The 17,726-nt window shown below is 68.7% G+C and carries 15 protein-coding genes; 6 read left to right on the top strand and 9 right to left on the bottom strand.

Features of this window, described 5'->3' with window-relative positions; genetic code table 11:
* Positions 1–57 precede the first annotated feature (57 nt).
* The 6 genes from BACI71_RS05525 to BACI71_RS05500 all read right to left on the bottom strand — a co-directional run bounded on the left by BACI71_RS05525 (position 58) and on the right by BACI71_RS05500 (position 5,790).
* A complete protein-coding gene (locus BACI71_RS05525) occupies positions 58–363 on the bottom strand; it encodes a hypothetical protein (protein WP_159756106.1) in 306 nt (101 codons plus the stop codon).
* A 12-nt stretch (positions 364–375) separates the two neighbouring features.
* Positions 376–2,613, bottom strand: coding sequence for a ribonuclease R family protein (locus BACI71_RS05520; protein WP_159756103.1), 2,238 nt, complete (start codon positions 2,611–2,613; stop codon positions 376–378).
* A 195-nt stretch (positions 2,614–2,808) separates the two neighbouring features.
* On the bottom strand, positions 2,809–3,585 hold the full coding sequence (locus tag BACI71_RS05515; protein WP_159756100.1) for a metallophosphoesterase family protein: 777 nt from the start codon (positions 3,583–3,585) through the stop codon (positions 2,809–2,811).
* A gap of 72 nt (positions 3,586–3,657) precedes the next feature.
* Positions 3,658–4,284: a DUF1190 domain-containing protein gene (locus tag BACI71_RS05510; protein ID WP_159756097.1), complete on the bottom strand. Its 627-nt coding sequence runs from the start codon at positions 4,282–4,284 to the stop codon at positions 3,658–3,660.
* 10 nt (positions 4,285–4,294) lie between these two features.
* Positions 4,295–4,708, bottom strand: a complete 414-nt coding sequence (locus BACI71_RS05505; RefSeq protein WP_159756094.1) for a DUF350 domain-containing protein — start codon at positions 4,706–4,708, stop codon at positions 4,295–4,297.
* Between the two features lie 440 nt (positions 4,709–5,148).
* Positions 5,149–5,790 carry a DUF2491 family protein gene (locus BACI71_RS05500; protein WP_159756091.1) on the bottom strand — a complete coding sequence of 214 codons (642 nt, stop codon included), beginning with the start codon at positions 5,788–5,790 and terminating at the stop codon, positions 5,149–5,151.
* 88 nt (positions 5,791–5,878) lie between these two features.
* Between BACI71_RS05500 and BACI71_RS05495 the strand changes: the two genes are divergently transcribed.
* Genes BACI71_RS05495 through BACI71_RS05480 form a run of 4 tightly spaced genes read left to right on the top strand, consistent with a single transcriptional unit; the run spans position 5,879 to position 8,818 of the window.
* Complete coding sequence (locus BACI71_RS05495) at positions 5,879–6,304, top strand: YjfI family protein (protein WP_236552827.1); 426 nt, start codon at positions 5,879–5,881, stop codon at positions 6,302–6,304.
* A 14-nt stretch (positions 6,305–6,318) separates the two neighbouring features.
* Positions 6,319–7,059: a PspA/IM30 family protein gene (locus tag BACI71_RS05490; protein ID WP_159756085.1), complete on the top strand. Its 741-nt coding sequence runs from the start codon at positions 6,319–6,321 to the stop codon at positions 7,057–7,059.
* Positions 7,060–7,065: 6 nt separating this feature from the next.
* Complete coding sequence (locus BACI71_RS05485; RefSeq protein ID WP_159756082.1) at positions 7,066–8,229, top strand: glutathionylspermidine synthase family protein; 1,164 nt, start codon at positions 7,066–7,068, stop codon at positions 8,227–8,229.
* A gap of 58 nt (positions 8,230–8,287) precedes the next feature.
* Positions 8,288–8,818, top strand: a complete 531-nt coding sequence (locus BACI71_RS05480) for a hypothetical protein (protein ID WP_159756079.1) — start codon at positions 8,288–8,290, stop codon at positions 8,816–8,818.
* A gap of 16 nt (positions 8,819–8,834) precedes the next feature.
* Here BACI71_RS05480 and BACI71_RS05475 read toward each other — a convergent pair whose 3' ends face one another.
* The 3 genes from BACI71_RS05475 to BACI71_RS05465 all read right to left on the bottom strand — a co-directional run bounded on the left by BACI71_RS05475 (position 8,835) and on the right by BACI71_RS05465 (position 13,876).
* Entirely contained in the window at positions 8,835–9,260 is a 426-nt protein-coding gene (locus BACI71_RS05475; protein ID WP_159756076.1) for a VOC family protein, read from the bottom strand.
* A 476-nt stretch (positions 9,261–9,736) separates the two neighbouring features.
* Positions 9,737–13,057 carry a glycosyltransferase gene (locus tag BACI71_RS05470; RefSeq protein ID WP_159756073.1) on the bottom strand — a complete coding sequence of 1,107 codons (3,321 nt, stop codon included), beginning with the start codon at positions 13,055–13,057 and terminating at the stop codon, positions 9,737–9,739.
* Positions 13,058–13,135: 78 nt separating this feature from the next.
* Positions 13,136–13,876: a Crp/Fnr family transcriptional regulator gene (locus BACI71_RS05465; protein WP_236552826.1), complete on the bottom strand. Its 741-nt coding sequence runs from the start codon at positions 13,874–13,876 to the stop codon at positions 13,136–13,138.
* A 186-nt stretch (positions 13,877–14,062) separates the two neighbouring features.
* Between BACI71_RS05465 and BACI71_RS05460 the strand changes: the two genes are divergently transcribed.
* Both BACI71_RS05460 and BACI71_RS05455 read left to right on the top strand, forming a co-directional pair.
* Entirely contained in the window at positions 14,063–17,452 is a 3,390-nt protein-coding gene (locus BACI71_RS05460) for an amidohydrolase family protein (RefSeq protein ID WP_443018453.1), read from the top strand.
* A complete protein-coding gene (locus BACI71_RS05455; protein ID WP_159756070.1) occupies positions 17,430–17,726 on the top strand; it encodes a hypothetical protein in 297 nt (98 codons plus the stop codon). The genes BACI71_RS05460 and BACI71_RS05455 overlap by 23 nt, the downstream gene beginning before the upstream one ends.

The raw sequence follows: 17,726 nt of genomic DNA, 5'->3' as shown, positions 1-17,726 counted from the left end.
TCCTGGTCCGGCTCTGGATTGCTTCGCTCCGCTCGCAATGACGAGAGAAGGTAGCCCCTACCCGCCGACCGCCATCGCGCCGGCCGCCGCGAACCCGGCGATGGCGAGGATCCCCAGCACCCGCGCCAGCGACTCCTTGCGGTAATCCGACAGCCGCGCCTCGTTGAGCCAGTACAGCCCCTCGGGCGTCTTCTCGATCGCGCCGAACGCCACCATCCGCTCGAACACGCGCCGGTCTAGCCGCGACGTCGGCGTCGGAAACTTCGTCGCCGTCTCCTTCGTCGTCGCGCCCGCCGAGGTGAAATGCCAGGTGACGCGGTTGCGCGCCTTGGCGATCAGCGCCGCCATGATCGTGCCAGACATGCGAACTCCTTCTTACTTCTTGCGATTCTGATGACGCAGATTGCCGGGCCGCCCGCGCCGCTTGAGCACGCGCGGCGGCTTGACGCCCTTCGCCGGCGCGCGCTCGGTTCGCGCGCCGCCATAGCGGCCCTCGGGCAATTCGAAGCGCAAAGCCCCCGACACCGGATTGGCCTCGGCAAGCCGCAGCTCCAGCCGCTGCCCCTGCGCATATTGCTCGCCGCTCTGCTCGCCGACCAGCCGCCGCGCCGCCTCGTCGAAGCGGAAATATTCGCCGCCCAGATCGCGCACCGGCATCAACCCGTCGCCGCCGATCCCGTCGACCGTGGCGAAGAAACCGAAGTTGGTGACCCCGGTGATCCGCACCTCGACCAGCTCGCCGACCCGCTCCGACAGGAACGCGGCGACATAGCGGTCGATCGTCTCGCGCTCGGCCTCCATCGCGCGACGCTCCAGCTTGCTGATCGTCGTGCCCGCCAGCTCGAAATCCTCGTCGCCGTTCAGCCCGCCCGGCCCCAGCCCGTAGGCCGACACCAAAGCGCGATGCACCATCAGGTCGGCATAGCGGCGGATCGGCGAGGTGAAATGCGCGTAACTACCCAGCGACAGCCCGAAATGTCCGTGGTTCGCGGGCGCGTAATAGGCCTGCGTCTGCGAGCGGAGGATCTGCTCCATGATCTCGGGCCGGAACGGCACGTCGCCGATGCGATCGAGGATGCGGTTGAAGGTCGCCGGCTTGACGACCTGCCCCAGCGCGAACGGCACCTCGAACGTCTCGAGATAATCCTTGAGCGCGACCAGCTTCTCGCGCGCCGGCGCTTCGTGGACGCGGTACATGACCGGCGCCTTCTTCGCCTCCAGCGCCTTGGCGGCGGCGACGTTGGCGGCGATCATATAGTCCTCGATCAGCCGGTGCGCGTCGAGCCGCTCGCGCGGCGCCACCGACATGATCCGCCCCTTTTCGTCGAGCACCACGCGTCGTTCGGGCAGATCGAGGTCGAGCGGCTCGCGCTTGTCGCGCGCCTCCGCCAACGCCCGCCAGCAATCCCACAGCGGCACCAGCGCGGTTTCGGTCAGCGCATCGTCCCACCCGAAGCCGCTGCCGCCGTCGATCGCCGCCTGCGCTTCTTCATAAGCGATGTTCGCCGCCAGCCGCACCACCGCCCGCGTAAAGCGCCAGCTCTTGAGCGCCCCCGCCTTCGTCACCTGCAAATGACACGCCAGCGCCGCGCGATCCTCGCCCGCCTTCAGCGAACAGACATCCGCCGACAGGATCTCGGGCAGCATCGGCACGACCCGATCGGGGAAATAGACCGAATTGCCGCGCGCGCGCGCCTCGCGATCGATCGCGCTGCCCGGCCGCACGTAGAAGCTGACATCGGCGATCGCGACGATCGCCTTCCACCCGCCGTCGTTGGCGGGATCGTCGTCGGGCGTCGCCCACACCGCATCGTCATGGTCGCGCGCATCGGCAGGATCGATCGCGACGATCGGCAGGTGCGTCAGGTCCTCGCGCCCCTCGCCCAGCGGCTGCCGCGCCGCCTTCTCCGCCGCGTCGAGCGCCTCCTGCGCAAAGACATCCGGGATGTTATGCTTGTGGATCGCGATCAGCGAGAAGCTGCGCGGCGCGAACGGATCGCCGAGCCGCTGCACCACTTTCGCCATCACCCGCGGCGGCCGCCCGGCGATCTCGGCGCTGACCAGATCGCCCGCCTCCGCCCCGCCGGCATCCGACACGAGATACTCGCGCCGCTCCTTCTTCTCGACGCCCTGCAGCCACAACCGGTCTCCCGCGCGGCGCAGCACCCCGATCACCTGCTCGGAGGCGGGCGCGAGCACCTTCATCGGATGCGCGGTCCAGCCGCCGCCGGTCTCCTCGGTGCGCGCGAGCACCCGCTCGCCGACCCCCAAAGCGCCATGCTTGCGGTCGCGCACGCGGATGCGCGGGGTCGGCACGTCGGCCTCCCAGCGCTCGGGTACGCCCCAGACGTTGCCGCCCTGATCGACGTCGACGATCCGCAGCACCGTCACCTTCGGCAGCCCGCCCATCTTGTGGAACGCGCGACCCGGCGCGGAGTCGATCAGCCCCTCGTCGCCCATGTCCTTGAGCAACGCCTTGAGCGCGATCTTCTGCTGCGCGGTGAGCCCGAAGGCCCGCGCGATCTCGCGCTTGCCCGCGGGCGTCGCGGAGGAGGTGATGAAATCGAGGATCTGCTCGCGCGTCGGCAGGCCGGGGCTGGGTTTCTTGGGCACGAACGGGAGATAGGGGGTGTAACGACCTGGCGCCACTGTTCGTCGCCCCGGACTTGATCCGGGACGACGAAGGACAGGCGCTGCCCCTTTTCTCCGTCATCCCCGCGCAGGCGGGGATCCAGAACCTCGGACGTCGCGGCTCTTCCGAAACCCTGCGCGTCTGGATTCCCGCCTTCGCGGGAATGACGAGGGAAATTACCGCCCCGCCGCGCTCATCTCGCTGATCGGATACACCGGCTGCGCCGACATCGTCCGCACCAGCGTCTCGAAGCGATCGCCCTCTACCCGGATCTCGTTGAACGCCGGCGGCGAGTGGCGCGTCCGCTTCGACAACGTCCCCGCCCCGATCAGCCGCAGCCGCCAGCCATTCCGCTCATACGGCATGTCGAACGGATCATGGACATGCCCCGACAGCACCGCATGGACCCCGGCATCCGCCAGCGCCGCCAGCGCCTCGTCACCGCGCTTCGTCTTCGCCGTCCCCAGACTGCCGCCGTCGATCAGCGGATGATGCCCGGCGACGAAGATCAGATTGCCGCGCGGCGCCGCCTCGACCAGCGCCAGCGCGCGGCGCAGCGAGCCCGTGCTCACCCGCCCCTTCGACCAGTTCCAGCGCCATTGCGCGCGCGCCGTGGTCTTCAGCGGGACGATCGTGATTCCGTGGATCTCCAGCGGCCGTTCGATCATCTTCTCGACCGCGGCATAACGCGAATAGGGCGCGAACAGCCGGCGCAGCGGATCCCAGTAATACGGGATGTCGTGGTTGCCGACCTCCAGCGTCACCGGCACGCCCAGACTCTTCAGCCACGCCCCGCCATCCTCGAACTCGCGCCGGGTCGCGCGCATCGTCAGGTCGCCGGTCATGATGACCGCATCGGGCTTCTCTTCGGCCACCACGTCGCGGAACCACGCGACCGCGGCCGGGTCCTCCGCGCCGAAATGAACGTCGCTGACGTGGAAAAGCCGGGTCATCCCTGTCCTTTTTATCGGTTATCCCACCCGCGAACGCATCACGCGCCGATCGGCTGCGTCATCCGCCACCCCTCAGCCCCCGAACGAGCGCCCGCCGCCCCAGCCACCGCTCGACCGCGCCGACACACGCCCGCCGAACCCGCCGCGCGACACCACCGAGCTGCGCGTCTGGATGCGCTGCGTCGTGATCGGCGCGGTCACCGCGCGCGACCCGACCTGATAATTATACCCGCGCCCGCCATAGCCGCCGCCGTACAGCCACGCGCCCGACGGCGTGTACCAGCTCCCGTCGCGCCGGTTCTGGTACAGCCCGTTGTAACGATAGCCCGACCCGTCGAGCAGCCGCCCGATCATGAACCCGGTCAGCAGCGGCACGAAGAAGCTCTGCCCGCCCTCGTTGCGCGCCAGACATTGCCCGGACCCGAACTGGTCCTCGCACAAATTCTTCTCGTCGAAGCGCGGCGCGGCCTTGCCGTCGGTGGTCGCGGCTTCCTTCGCGGCGTTCTCGCACGTCACCTTGGCGAACGCGCCGCTGGCGACGCATTCGTCGACGGTCTTGAACGCCGACACCTCGGTCGGCGGGCCGAACTGTTGCTGGTCGGGCGTGCCGTCGCAGCCGGACAGCATCGCCAGCGCGCCCACGGCGGTCAGCCCGGCGGCGGCGGAGCGCTTGCGGCGGGTGGAAGAGGAATCGGTCATCGCGTCGGCCTCAATACGTCATGCAGGCGGCGTTGAGCAGCCCGATCGCGATCGACGTCGCCGCCATATAGACCGCGCTCGCGACATTGCCGGTTTCGATCCGCGCCACCAGATCGCGGATCACGATACGCCGCACCACCAGCGACGCCACCACCTGGATCACCCCCGCCAGCACGCCCCATGCCACGAACTCCAGCGGGTTGGCGGTCACCTCCAGCGCCGAGGCGAGCGGCAGCGCAAAGCCGACGATCGCCCCGCCGAACGTGATCGCGGCGGCCATATTGCCCTCCGCGACCAGCCGCCGCTCGTCATAGGGCGTCGAGACCTGATACAGCCATTTGAAGATCGCGAGGAACAGGCATGCGATCGCGAAGGCGATCAGGAAATGCCCGGCCCCGAACAGAAAGGCGGTCGTGTCGAACATGCGTGCTCCCCTTTTCCCAAGTGATCGGCGTTCCTTCTTTCGTCATCCCGGACTTGATCCGGGATCCCGCTTCTTCTTGCCACGCTCGCGGAGAAGAAGCGGGCCCCCGGATCAAGTCCGGGGCGACGATGGAAGGAGGCGTCCGTCACTGAAACGCCGACTTTTGATCGACCCTAGCGGATAATCACCTCACCAAAAACCGTCATTGCGAGCGTAGCGAAGCAATGCAGGGCGTCCTGGTCCGGCACTGGATTGCTTCGCTACGCTCGCAATGACGAGCTACCTACGGTCGCCAATCCCCACCCCCGTTCGTCTCAAGCAGGGATCGAGCTTGCCGAGAGCCCGTGTCGAGAGATGGCCACCGCGCAAAACCTCTCGACACGCCGCCTCGACAGGCTCGACGGCTGCTCGAGGCGAACGGAAAAGGTCACTCATCCCCGCTACGCACTGAACTCCGCCGGTGACAACGGCAGCCCGATCATGATGTCATGCGTCGTATCGCCCCCCTCCGGTCGCGCCGACAGCGCGAGCAACAGCTCCTGTCCCTCCGGCGCCAGATCGCGGACATACAGCATGCATTGCTGGCGGATCTGCTTCACCGGGTCGCCATCCCGCTCGTAATACAGCGCTTCCCACAATTGCACCGGCGGCTGGACGCGCTCGTCACCGTCATACCAGAAGCGGCGGAAGGGCGGCAGCCCGGCCTCGTTCCACACCGGCTGGCTCAGCCGGTCGCGGAACGCCGCATCGTCCCACCCGCCGGTCGCATAGGTCGAGGACCACGGGCGAAACAAGGTGAAGTCGTCGGCGTCCGATCCGTCCGGCTGCTGGCTGACCGCCTGCAGCATCAGCTCGTCGTCGGTATAGAAACGGTGGACATAGCCGCCGCCGTCGTCGAGCTTGATGATCCCCTGCGCGGTGATCTCCAGCGTGTCGCGATCGAGCGTGAAGGTGCCGCCCGCCAGCCGCCGCCACGCCAGCGCGTCGAGCCGCACCATCCGGCCGATCGTCACGTCGCGCACCACCGCCACCGCGCTCTTCGCTTCGTCGCGTCCGCCGCCGAACAGGCTGCCGAAGATCATGTCGCGCGCATTCCCGTGTGCCCATCCACCTTGCCAAACGCTGCGGGCTTATGCTTGGAGTGTCAAGCATACCGAGAGGACGAAGAGCGTGGACGACACGGCACGGGTTTGGACGATCGGGCGGCTCGCCGAGGCGCTGGGCGCGGGCGAGCATAATGCGGAACTCAGCGTCGAACGCGTCGGCGACGTGCTGCGCGTCACGATGCACGATCACGGCGACCTCGCCGTGTTTCTTAGCGTCGCGGGCGAGCAGATCGTCGTCTCGACCTTGTTGTGGCCGGTCGCCGAGATGGACGACGCCGCCGCCTTCAACCACTTCCTGCTGAAAGCGCAGAAGCTGGTGCCGCTGTCCAATTTCGCGATCAACGAGGTCGACGGGCGTGAATATTACGAACTGATCGGCGAGCTTTCGATCGAATCGACGCTGCGCACGATCCTGATCGAGCTGCGCGTGCTGGCGCACAATGCGCTGGATGCCGCCGCCGATCTGCGCCACGCCTTCGCTGCTGCCTGAGGAACTACGATACCATGTCGATGTGGAAGCAATTCGTCACGCTGATCCGCGGCACCGCGCATGAGGCGGGCCAGTCGGTGGTCGACGCGCGCGCGCTGACGATCCTCGACCAGCAGCTCCGCGACGCCGGGACCGCGCAGGCCAAGGCGCGCGACGATCTCGCGACCGTCACCGCCAAGCGGCGGATGATCGAAAAGGACATCGAGCAGCTCGCCGCGCAGCGCGACAAGTACGAGGCGTCGGCGCGCGCCGCGATGGGTCGCGGCGACATGGACCTCGCGCGCGAGGTTGCCGAGCGGCTGGCGCAGATCGAGCGCGAGCTGAACGCCAAGAACCCGCAGGTCGCCGACATGCGCACCGCCGAAGACCGGATGCGCGGGATCATCAAACAGGGTGACGGCAAGATCGAGGCGCTGCGCCGCGAGGTCGACGTCGTCCGCGCCAACGAAAGCGTCCAGCAGGCGCAGGCGCAGATCGCCAGCAACACCCACGGCGCACAATCGCAATTGGGCTCGGCCGCCGACAGCCTCGCTCGGCTCAAGGAGCGGCAGGCGGTGCGCGACGAGAAGTTCCGCGCCTCCGCCGAGCTGGAGGACATGCGCACCGGCGCCGACCTCGACGCCAAGCTGGAGCGCGCCGGGCTGTTGCCGGGCGCATCGAGCGCCGACGACATTCTCGCGCGCCTGTCCGCCCCCCGCGACGGCGGCGAGGCACGGCGCGAGGTCGGGCGCCTCGACGACAAATCCGGCGGCTGAGTCGCGGTGGAACGCATCGTCACCGGTGAGCGCGCCGGGTGGGAGGAGACCGCCCGCGCGATGGGCTTCACCTTCCACCACATGGAAGGTCAGCGTTATTGGGACGAACGCGCCTATTACCGCTTCTCGCTCGACGAGATCGAGTCCGGGATCGAGACGCCGAGCGCAGAGCTGCACTATTTTTGCCTCGATCTGGTCACCGAGGTGGTCGGAAGCGACACGCTGATGCACCGGCTCGCGATCCCGGACGCGATGCGCGACGTCGTCGCCGCGTCGTGGAAGGCCAACGCGCCCTCGCTCTACGGCCGCTTCGATTTCGCCTATGACGGCACCGGCCCGGCCAAGCTGCTGGAATATAACGCCGATACCCCGACGAGCATCTACGAGACCGCGCTGTTCCAGTGGCAATGGCTGGAAGACCGCATCGCCGACGGCACCCTCCCCGCCGACGCCGACCAGTACAACCGCCTCCACGACGCGCTGGTCGCCCGCTTCGGCGCGCTGCTAACCCCCGGAAGTACCCTGCATTTTGCCAGCGTCGCCGACCACGAGGAAGACCGGCAGACGGTCCGCTATCTCGAGGATACCGCGAGGCAGGCCGGGCTCGATCCGGCGTTCGTCGCGATCGACCGGATTGGCGTCGACGGCGACGGCCAGTTCGTCGACGAGGAAAGCGTTCTGATCGCAGCGCTTTTCAAGCTCTACCCGTGGGAGGACATGCTGCGCGAACCCTATGCCGCGCACCTCCCCGCCACCAGGACGATGTTCCTCGAACCGGCTTGGAAGGCGATTCTCTCGAACAAGGGCATGCTCCCGCTGCTCTGGGAACGCCACCGCGGCCACCCCAACCTCCTCCCCGCCGCCTTCGCCGACGACGCGTCGGGCGTCGCGGCGATCGGGGACCGTTTCGTCCGCAAGCCATTGTTCTCACGTGAAGGCTGGGACATCGAACTCCACGACGGCACGGCCGAGGATCGCGGTCCCGAAGGCGGCTACGGCGAGGAAGGCCATATCGTCCAGGCGCTCAGCCCGCTTCCGGTGTTCGACGGCCAACATGCGGTGATCGGCTCATGGATCGTCGGCGACGAACCGGTCGCGATGTCGATCCGCGAAGACGACGGCCCGATCACCCGCGACCTCGCGCGCTTCGTCCCGCACGCGATCGTCTGAGCGGCGTTTCGGGTCGGCGCGTCCTTGCCTCCCGGCTGCCGTAGCGTAAGCTTGGCCGATGCTCGCCGCGCTCCTCGCTCTCGTCGCAACCACCGCCGACTCCACGCTTTGCGTTCCGGTACCGACCGGCGTCGCCGCGCGCACGTCCTCGAAACTCGAGGAGCATCGCGCCTTGCGCAAGGCGCTTGACGAACCGCTGCCGAACGCGCCCACGATGGTGATGCTGTTCGGTCGGGGTGGCCATCTCGCGACTGACGAATATAGCATCGTCCTCGCAAAGACGCCCGATGGCGTCTGGCATGGCACCGCGGTCGGCCGCAGCAAGATCTGGGTCGAAGGTGGCCCCTACCGGGTGCTCCCGCGCAAGGAATGGGCGCTCGACGCGGCGGCGGGTGCAAGGCTCGATGCTGCGATCACGTGCCGCCACCGCTACACGCCGGCAACGGCGCAATTCCCCGGGCCGCCGCCAAGTCGCGGCTATGTTCCCGAAACGGTGGAGATCGTGGTCAACGGGCGAACCACCGCCGCGTTCGGGTCGGACGATCAGGGCAACGGGATCGCCGAATTGCTCCGCCCGCCAGCGGGTTGATCGCCGCGCGCGCCGATCACCCTTTCGCCGCCACCCCGCGGCTGTCGCTGACCTCCAGCCAATAGCCGTCCGGGTCCTGCGTGTAGATCTGCCGCACCCCGTCGAAGCGCGTCTGCATCGTGCGCGGCTTGCCGGCCAGATCGGTCCACGGCCGCTTGTGCGCGTCCAGCCACGCGGTCACGCTGGCCAGATCGTCGACGTGGATCGCGACATGCTCGTTGATGTTCGACGGCTTGGGCGCGGTCCGCCCGTCGAGGATGTGCATCGCGAAGCCACGTCCGAGATCGATCCAGCGCCGGTTTGGCAGCGGCTGCTTGATCAGCTGGAGCCCGAACGCCTCGTGATAGAAGGTCGCGCTGCGATCGATGTCGGACGCCTGGATCGCGACATGCTCGCCCTGCGCGGCGGCGGCGAGAACGAACAGGGCAGACAACAACGACATCGGCAACGCTCCGGGCAGACAAAGCGCTATGCTATCGTCCTTTTCGCGCCACGTCAGCACGACGATGGTCGCTGCACGTTATTGCTGCCGCAACGTCACCGTCAGCCCGCCATCGCCCTTGATCGTCTTCACGCTGCCGGGGGCGACCGGCACGGTATCGGTAAAGGACATGGTTCGCATACCGCCGTCACAGGTTCCACCTTCGACCCGCCGTTCCCATGAACCACGAATTGCGACGATGGTCGTTGTGGAGTCGCCATCGACAGGCTGAGCGACAGCGCCTCACGCTCGCTGCCGCCATATCCTCGTTCCGCGGACGGGCATCGCTCGGCGGGAGCGTCGCTTTGCCGCCGCTGGCTTGCTGAGGCTCTGTCCTACACCGTCCGACATACGGCATCACGCCGTTATGATGCCGCCCTCCATCCTCAACATGCACCCCGCCAGCGTCTCAACATTCGCAACATTCGCGGGTGAGGTCACGCCGCGGCGCGCAGCGGTTCCGGCGTCGCCGCGCCCGTGTCGTTCACCGCGACGCTGCCGGTTCGCTCCAGCTTGCCCCAGCCGACCTTCGGCCCGGTCGCGGCGACGTACAGCGCCCGCAACACCACCGCATAGAGCAGCTGGCGATAGCCGAACCGCTGCATCAACAGCCGGATACCGGGTAAGCGCGCTTCCCGCCCGTCGAGCCGGTAGGCGATCCAGCCGCACGCCAGATCGACCGCCCCGAACGCCGCCCAGAACGCGACCACGGTCAGCGCGTCGCCACCCGCCGCGTCCCAGCCGCGATCATGGACGCGCCACGCCGTCCCGCCGACCCCGAGCAACAGCGCGATGTCGATCAGCGGCGCCGCCAGCGTGAACAGGAACTGGAACACCAACGCCTGCGGCAGCCCGATCCGCCCGAGTCCGCCGTGCTGTCCGAGGGCGCCGCGATGCTTCCACAGGCATTGCAGCGTCCCGAACGCCCAGCGGAAGCGCTGCTTGAACAAGGCGCGCACCGTCTCCGGCGCCTCCGTCCAGGCGATCGCGTCATTGTCGCAGGCGACGCGCCACCCGGCACGCTGCACCGCAATCGTCAGGTCCTGGTCCTCGGCCAGCGTATCCTCGGGATATCCGCCGACCGCGTCCAGCGCGGTGCGGCGCCACGCGCCGACCGCGCCCGGCACCACCGTCACCGCGCCAAGCGACAGCAGCGCACGCCGCTCGAGATTCTGCGCGATGACATATTCCAGCGCCTGCCAGCGCGTGATGAGGTTGGTACGATTGCCGACCTTGGCGTTCCCCGCCACCGCGCCGATGTGTGGATCGGCGAACCAGCGAGTCAGCTTCGCGATCGTCTCCGCCTCGAACTGCGTATCGGCGTCGAGCGCGATCACCACATCGCCGCGCGCCTGCCGCAACGCGGTGTTGAGCGCGCGCGCCTTGCCGCCATTCGCCAGCGTCAGCAGCCGGACGCGCGGGTCGATCCCGAACGCCGCCTGCACGACCTCGCTGGTGCCGTCGGTCGAGCCGTCGTCGATCACGATCACCTCGATGCGCGGCCCGGTGCTGGCTAGGATGCGCCGCACCGAGGTCTCGATCACCCGCGCCTCGTTGAAGGCGGGGATCAGCACCGAGACGAACGTCGGCACCAGATGCGGTGCGCCGTCGGGCACCGTTTCGCGGCGCCGCCGCCACAGCGCCAGCCCGGTCAGCGTCACCGCCCGCGCCATGCCGATCGCGATCACCACCGCGAACAGCACCGCCCCGGCGTCGCGCAGCCACGCCAGCCCGTCGAACAGCCCGCGCGTCCCCGCCGCATCGGCTGCCGTATGACCTTGCAACCGGGGCATGACCGTCGTGCGCGGCAAGCCGGCAAGCGTCGAGACGGGTACGAAGTCGTAACCGCGCGCGCGCAGCCCGCGAATGATGAGCGGCAGCGCGCGGAGCGTCTCAGTCCGGTCGCCACCCGAATCATGGAGCAGCACGATCTGCGCCGGACGCTCGGCGGTGCCGACCGCCACCTGCGCGATCACGCGCTCGGCGATCAGCTCGGCGCGCGGCCCCTGCCAGTCGAGCGGATCGACGTTGAGCCCGACCGTCAGATATCCCAGCCGCGCCGCGACGCGCGTCGCGTGCAGCTCGTCGCGGCGATCGGGATCGGCGTCACCGAGAAACGGCGGACGGAACAGCGTCATCGCGCGCCCGGTGTAGGCCTCGACGATCCGCGCGGTCGCCTTCAGCTCCAGCGCGATCGCCGGCTCCGAGCGGCGCGACAGGTCGGCGTGCGAGGTCGAATGGTTGCCCAGCTCGCCCCCCTGCGCGACGATCCGGCGCAGCAGCGCGCCTTGCCCCAGCGCGTTGGCGCCGGTGACGAAAAAGGTTGCGGGCGCATGCTCGCGTGCCAGCACGTCGAGGATCTGCGGCGTCCACGCCGGGTCGGGGCCGTCGTCGAAGGTCAGCGCGATCTGGCGGCGATGCGCGCCGGTGCGCTCGACGGTATCGGGCTGCGGCAGCTGTACGAACCGCGCCGCACGGATCAGCCCGTCGCGCCACGTCACGTCGCGCACGCCGGGTGCCGCCTCCGCGGTCATGCGCATGATCTCGCCCTGTCCGCGCACCGCGATCCCGGCCGGCGCGGGCAGGCGGCGCAGATCGGGCCGCGTGCGGTCCGAGAGCGCCTGCCACACCGACGCGTCCTCGCTGCCCAGCCGCCACAGCGCCACGCCGGCCGCGCCGGTACGCCGCACCACCGCCATCTGGTTTGCGGCGCTGAGCGCATCAAGCATCCACACCTCGTGGTGCTTGCCCCGCATGTCATAAGCGAAATGGCTGTTGCCGCTCGCAGCGTCGAACACCGGCTTCACCCCCGCCTGCGCCGCCAGCACCAGCGCGTCGGGGATCGCGAGCGGCTCGGTGGTGCGGTCCTGCCAGTCATAGGCGTAGCTGCCGATCGCGACGATCGCCTTGCCGGCGCCGGCCTGTTCCACCGCCTGCGCGACGACCCGCGCGAACCACGGCTGCGACGCGATCGGCCCCGCTGCACCGCCCATCCAATGTTCGTCATAGGCCATCAGCACCAGCCGGTCGGCGACCACCGCGTACGCGCGCAGGTCCCAGTCCGGATCGGCGACCGGCGTCGCCAGCGCCACCGTCCAGCCACGCGGTGCGAAGCGCGCGCGCAGCTCGCCGAGGAAGGTACGATAGTCGCGATGTGCGCTTGCCGGCAGGCTCTCGAGGTCGAGCATCACCCCCGCGCCGCCCTCGCGCTTGACCAGCGCCACGATCCGGTCGGCGAACCGCGCGCGTTCGACGCGGTCGGCCAGCAAGGCGGCGGTTCCGGTGCCGTCCCAGCTGCCGTCCGCTGCGGCATTCTGCACCATCGGCAGCACGCGCGGACGCCGCGCGGCGCGCGCCAGCACCTGTCGCATGAACGGATCGTCCTCGGCCACGAAACGATGATCCGGGCCGGTGACGGTGGCGAGCCCGGGGACGAGCCATTCCAGCTCATCGACATGCGTGGCCAACGATTGCCGCGACGGCGCGTCCCACGGCATGTAGAAGCCCATCGTCCCGCCGGTCAGCGCCGCGCCGCTCGCCACCGGCAGCCATGCGCCGCGCGCGACGTCACGAGCTGGCGCCACCGTGGCAGCCTGTGGCGCGCCGGGCAGCGCGAAGCGCGGTGCAATCGCCGCGACCGGACGAACGACCGCCGCGATCAGCAGCGCGGCGAGCAGCAGCGGCACGAGCACCGCCGCGCCCAGCGCCACACGCACCCGCCGGGCGCGTCGCCCGCTGGCATCGTAGAAAATCGCCACGCCTGTGTTCGTCCCATCGTTCCGACCGATGGCACGCCGTTAGCCAGCGTTGACGAAAAAGCGGTTAACTACAGCGTGTCAGATCGTGCCTTCACCAAGGATCCAGCCGGCGTCGCGGGTCATTACCCGTTGCTGCCGCGCCGACATCGACCGCAGACGTGGCACATCGAGCAGCGTGATCCGTTGCCGCTCGCGCCCGACGAGCCCGCTTTCGGCCATCTGACGGAAGACGCGGTTCACATGCACCGCGGTCAGCCCCAGATGGTCACCGATCTGCTCCTGTGTCAGCGGCATGTCAAAGCCGTTGTCACCCGCACTGCCCAGCGCGCGCAATCGCTCCTCCACATCAAGCAGCAGCGCCGCGACGCGTGCGATCGCCGGGGTCCGCCCGACGGCGGCGAGCCGGTCCATCAGGGCGACGCGCTCGCGTTGCACACTAAGGAACATCGCGGCGGCGAAGCGCGGCGAACCGGCGAAAAGCGCGCCGAACGCCGCCAACGGCACGCGGCTGATCGTCACCGGGGTCAGCGCGGTCAGCGTATCCGCCGCCTGCGCCAGACACATGCTGGGAGTTCCCAGTATATCACCGGGCAGGTGAAATTTGACGATCTGCCGTTCGCCCCCGGGCAGCAGCACCGACGCCCCGACCCAGCCGCTGAGCAGCAGATAGATGTGGCGCGGCGCCTCGCCCTCGCGGCGCAGCACTGCATGGCGCGGCAACGACGTCGCCGGCTCGCCCAGCGAGCGCACTCGCTCCTTGTCCTGTTCGGACAGCGGCAGGAATTCCTCGAAACGATGGAGCAGCAAAGATTCAGGCACACAATTTTCCTGCAAAACGAACGTGCATCCTAGACACGGTTTGTCGCAACTAGCGCTGATCCATTTTATGGCGCGGGTCACTTTCGCGTAAGCGACGCACAATGATCGCCAGGGCGACGATTTGGGACGTGACGCGTCGCGCGGATCGCGGCACGATGGCGAAAGTATCAGAGGAAATCTCTCATCGTGACCTTCCGTGCCATGACCGCCGTCGCCTTGTGCCTGTTCGCCGCGCCGCTCGCCGCGCAGGACAAGCCGGTCGAACAGACCCAGCTGCCAGAGAATGAGGCAACCGCGTCGACGCCGGACTCTTCCGGCACCCTTCCGCCCCCCGCCCCGGCAACCACCGCCGCTGGCGCGAAGGATGCCAAGCCCGCGAAATGGGACGTCAACGCACCGCGTGGCCTGCGCACGAAGCAGGTGCGCATAACGACCGACGAAGGGAGCTGGATGAACGTCGACGTCGCGCCTGACGGGAAGACGATCGCTTTCGACCTTCTGGGCGACATCTATACGATGCCGATTGCGGGCGGCACGCCGACGCGCATCGCCGAGGGGCTGGCGTTCGAGCATCAGCCGCGCTTCTCCCCCGACGGGCGCCGGATCGCCTTCACGTCCGATCGCGGCGGTGGCGACAATATCTGGGTGATGAACGTCGACGGCAGCGACAAGCGTCAGGTGACGAAGGAAGACTTTCGCCTGCTCAACCAGCCGACGTGGAGCCCGGACGGGCGCTTCATCGCCGCCAAGAAGCATTTCACGACCGGGCGCTCGCTCGGCACCGGCGAGGTGTGGCTCTACCACGTCTCGGGCGGCGGCGGGGTGCAACTCGTCAAGCGCGCCAGCGAGGTGCTGCAGAAGGAACTCGGCGAGCCGATCTACGCCCCGGATGGCAAGAGCATCTATTACACCCGCAATGTCTCGTCGGGGCCGATCTTTGAATATGCGCAGAATTCGCGCACCGATCTGTTCGACATCGAACGGTATGACATCGACACCGGCGAGGTGACGACTGCGGTCAGCGGCGTCGGCGGCTCGGTACGCCCGACCCCGTCGCGCAACGGCAAGATGATCGCGTTCGTCCGCCGCGACGACAATGTCACCAAATTGTGGGTCAAGGACCTCGCCACCGGTGCCGAGCGGATCGTCTACGGCCCGCTCGACCGCGACGTGCAGGAGACGTGGGCAGTTACCGGCGTCTATCCGAACATGAGCTGGACTTCCGATGACAAGGGCATCGTCTTCTGGTCGGGCGGCAAGCTGCGCCGCGTCGGCATTGACGGCCGCAGCGCGAGCGTGATCCCGTTCCACGTCGACGACACGCGCGTGATCGCCGAGGCGGTCCACCCGCAGGTCGAGGTCGCACCCGCGCGCTTCATGACCAAGGCGACCCGCTGGGCGACCGTCTCGCCGGACGGCAAGCAGGTGGTGTTCGAGACGCTCGGCAAACTCTGGATCAAGCCGCTGGCGGGCGGCGCGCCCAGGCGGCTGACACGCGCCACCGACGAGCTGGAACTGTGGCCGAGCTGGTCGGCCGACGGGCGCACGATCGTCTTCACGGGCTGGACCGACGCCGGGCTCGGCCGGATCCGCACCGTGGCGGCGAGCGGCGGTGCGGCGAAGGCGGTGACGAATGTCGCCGGCCATTATCGTCGTCCGCGCTTCTCGCCCGACGGCAAGACAATCGTCTTCGAACAGGGCGAGGGCGGCGAGCTGACCGCCGCGCGCGGCAACGCCGGCACCGGCGTCTACCGCGTCGCCGCGACCGGCGGCGCGCCGGTGCGAGTCGCGAAAGACGCCGCCTCACCGCAATTCGGCACCGCCAACGACCGCGTGTTCCTGATCGTCAACGAGGGCAACAAGCGCCAGCTGGTCAGCACCGATCTGTCGGGCGAGAACCGTCGCGTCCATGCCGCGGGCGAGCTGGTCAACGACTTCCAGATCTCGCCGGCGGGCGATTACGTCGCGTTCCGCCAGAACTACGAAGCCTTCGTCATGCCACTGATGCCGGGCACGCAGGCGGTCGAGGTCGATACCAAGTCCGGCGCGCTGCCGGTGACGCGGGTCAGCGCCGACGGGGCCGACTTCATCAACTGGTCGCAGGACGGCAAGCGTATTCACTGGAGCGCCGGCCCGACGCTCTATTCCGCCGACATCGCCGCGCTGTTCCGCGCCGCGCCGGCCGACGAGGACGCCGCCAAATTCGCCGCGCCGCGCACCGGCGTATCGCTGTCGATGGACGTCGCCGCCGCCAAGCCGACCGGCACGGTCGCACTCACCGGCGCCCGCGTCGTGACGATGGCCGGCACCGACGGCGGTATCATCGATAACGCCACGGTCATGATCCGCGGCGACCGCATCGTCGCGGTCGGGCCGCGCACCTCGGTGCAGGTCCCGGCCGGCGCGACGACCGTCGACGTCACCGGCAAGACGATCGTCCCCGGCTTCGTCGACGCGCACGCGCACGGACCGCAGGGCGACGACGAGTTGGTCCCGCAGCAGAACTGGTCGGCGATGGCCAATCTCGCGCTTGGCACCACCACCGTCCACGATCCGTCGTCGCGCTCGGCGGAGATCTTCCCCGCCGCCGAGATGCAAGCCGCCGGGCTGGTGCTCGCACCGCGCACCTTCTCGACCGGCGAGGTGATCTATGGCGCGAAGAGCCCCGACGTTTACGCGCAGATCGACAGCTACGACGATGCGCTGTCGATCGTCCGCCGGCTGAAGGCGCAGGGCGCGCACAGCGTCAAGAACTATAACCAGCCGCGCCGCGAACAGCGCCAGATGGTCGTCGCCGCCGCGCAGGCCGAGGGTATGGAAGTCGTGCCCGAGGGCGGCTCGCTCTACACGCTCGACATGACCCTGGTGTCGGACGGCAATTCGACGCTCGAGCACAACGTCCCGCTCGAACATTTCTACAATGATGTGCTCAGCCTGTGGGCGCAGACCACGGTCGGCTATACCCCGACGCTGGTCGTCGCTTACGGCGGGCTGGCGGGTGACCCGTACTGGCGCGCGCACAGCGACGTATGGCGGCACCCCTTGCTCACCCGCCATGCTCCGCCCGCGCTGCTCGCCGCGCAGAACGCACGCCGCCCGATCGCGCCCGAGGAGGATTATGTCGATGGCGCGACCGCGCGCGAGGCCAGGAAGCTCGCCAACAAGGGCATCCACGTCGCGATCGGCGCGCACGGCCAGCAACCGGGGCTCGGCGCGCACTGGGAGTTGTGGAGCTTCGTGCGCGGCGGAATGACCCCGATCGAGGCGCTGCGCGCCGGCACGATCGCCTCGGCGACCTCGCTCGGTTACCAGAAGGACGTCGGCTCGCTCGAACCCGGCAAGCTCGCCGATCTGGTCGTGCTCGACGCCGATCCCACCGCCGACATCCGCAACAGCGACAAGATCAGCCGCGTGATGCTGGGCGGCCGCCTGTACGACGCGGCGACGCTCAACGAAGTCGCGACCGGGAACCGCAAGCGCCTGCCTTACTGGTGGGAAGCGGGTAGCGGCCGCGGCGCCGACACCGGCGCAAAGGTGACGGTCGGCCACGGTCATGGCAACAGCGACCTCGACTGACGACGCACCCCCGGCGGCCTTCCTCGCCACGCTCGAGGATTGGCCGCCCGGCTATGGCGAGGGCGTATATGCCGGGCGGCGCTGGGGCGTCACGCTCGCCGAAAGCCCGGACCGGCGGCGCGTGTGGCTGTACGGCGAGGAACTCGGCGGCGCAGCGCGGGTAAGCTTCAATCTTTATCGTCTTGCCGGCCGACGCGTCGCGCTGCGGCCGTGCGAGATGCCGGCGGCGTCGGTGGTCGCCTTCGTGCTGGACTACCGCGCCGAATCGCGTTGA

The organism is Sphingomonas sp. 8AM (genome assembly GCF_902506455.1).
Lineage (GTDB): Bacteria > Pseudomonadota > Alphaproteobacteria > Sphingomonadales > Sphingomonadaceae > Sphingomonas.
Note: the sequence above shows the minus strand (reverse complement) of the source record. Positions and strands in the feature narration are given on the sequence as shown.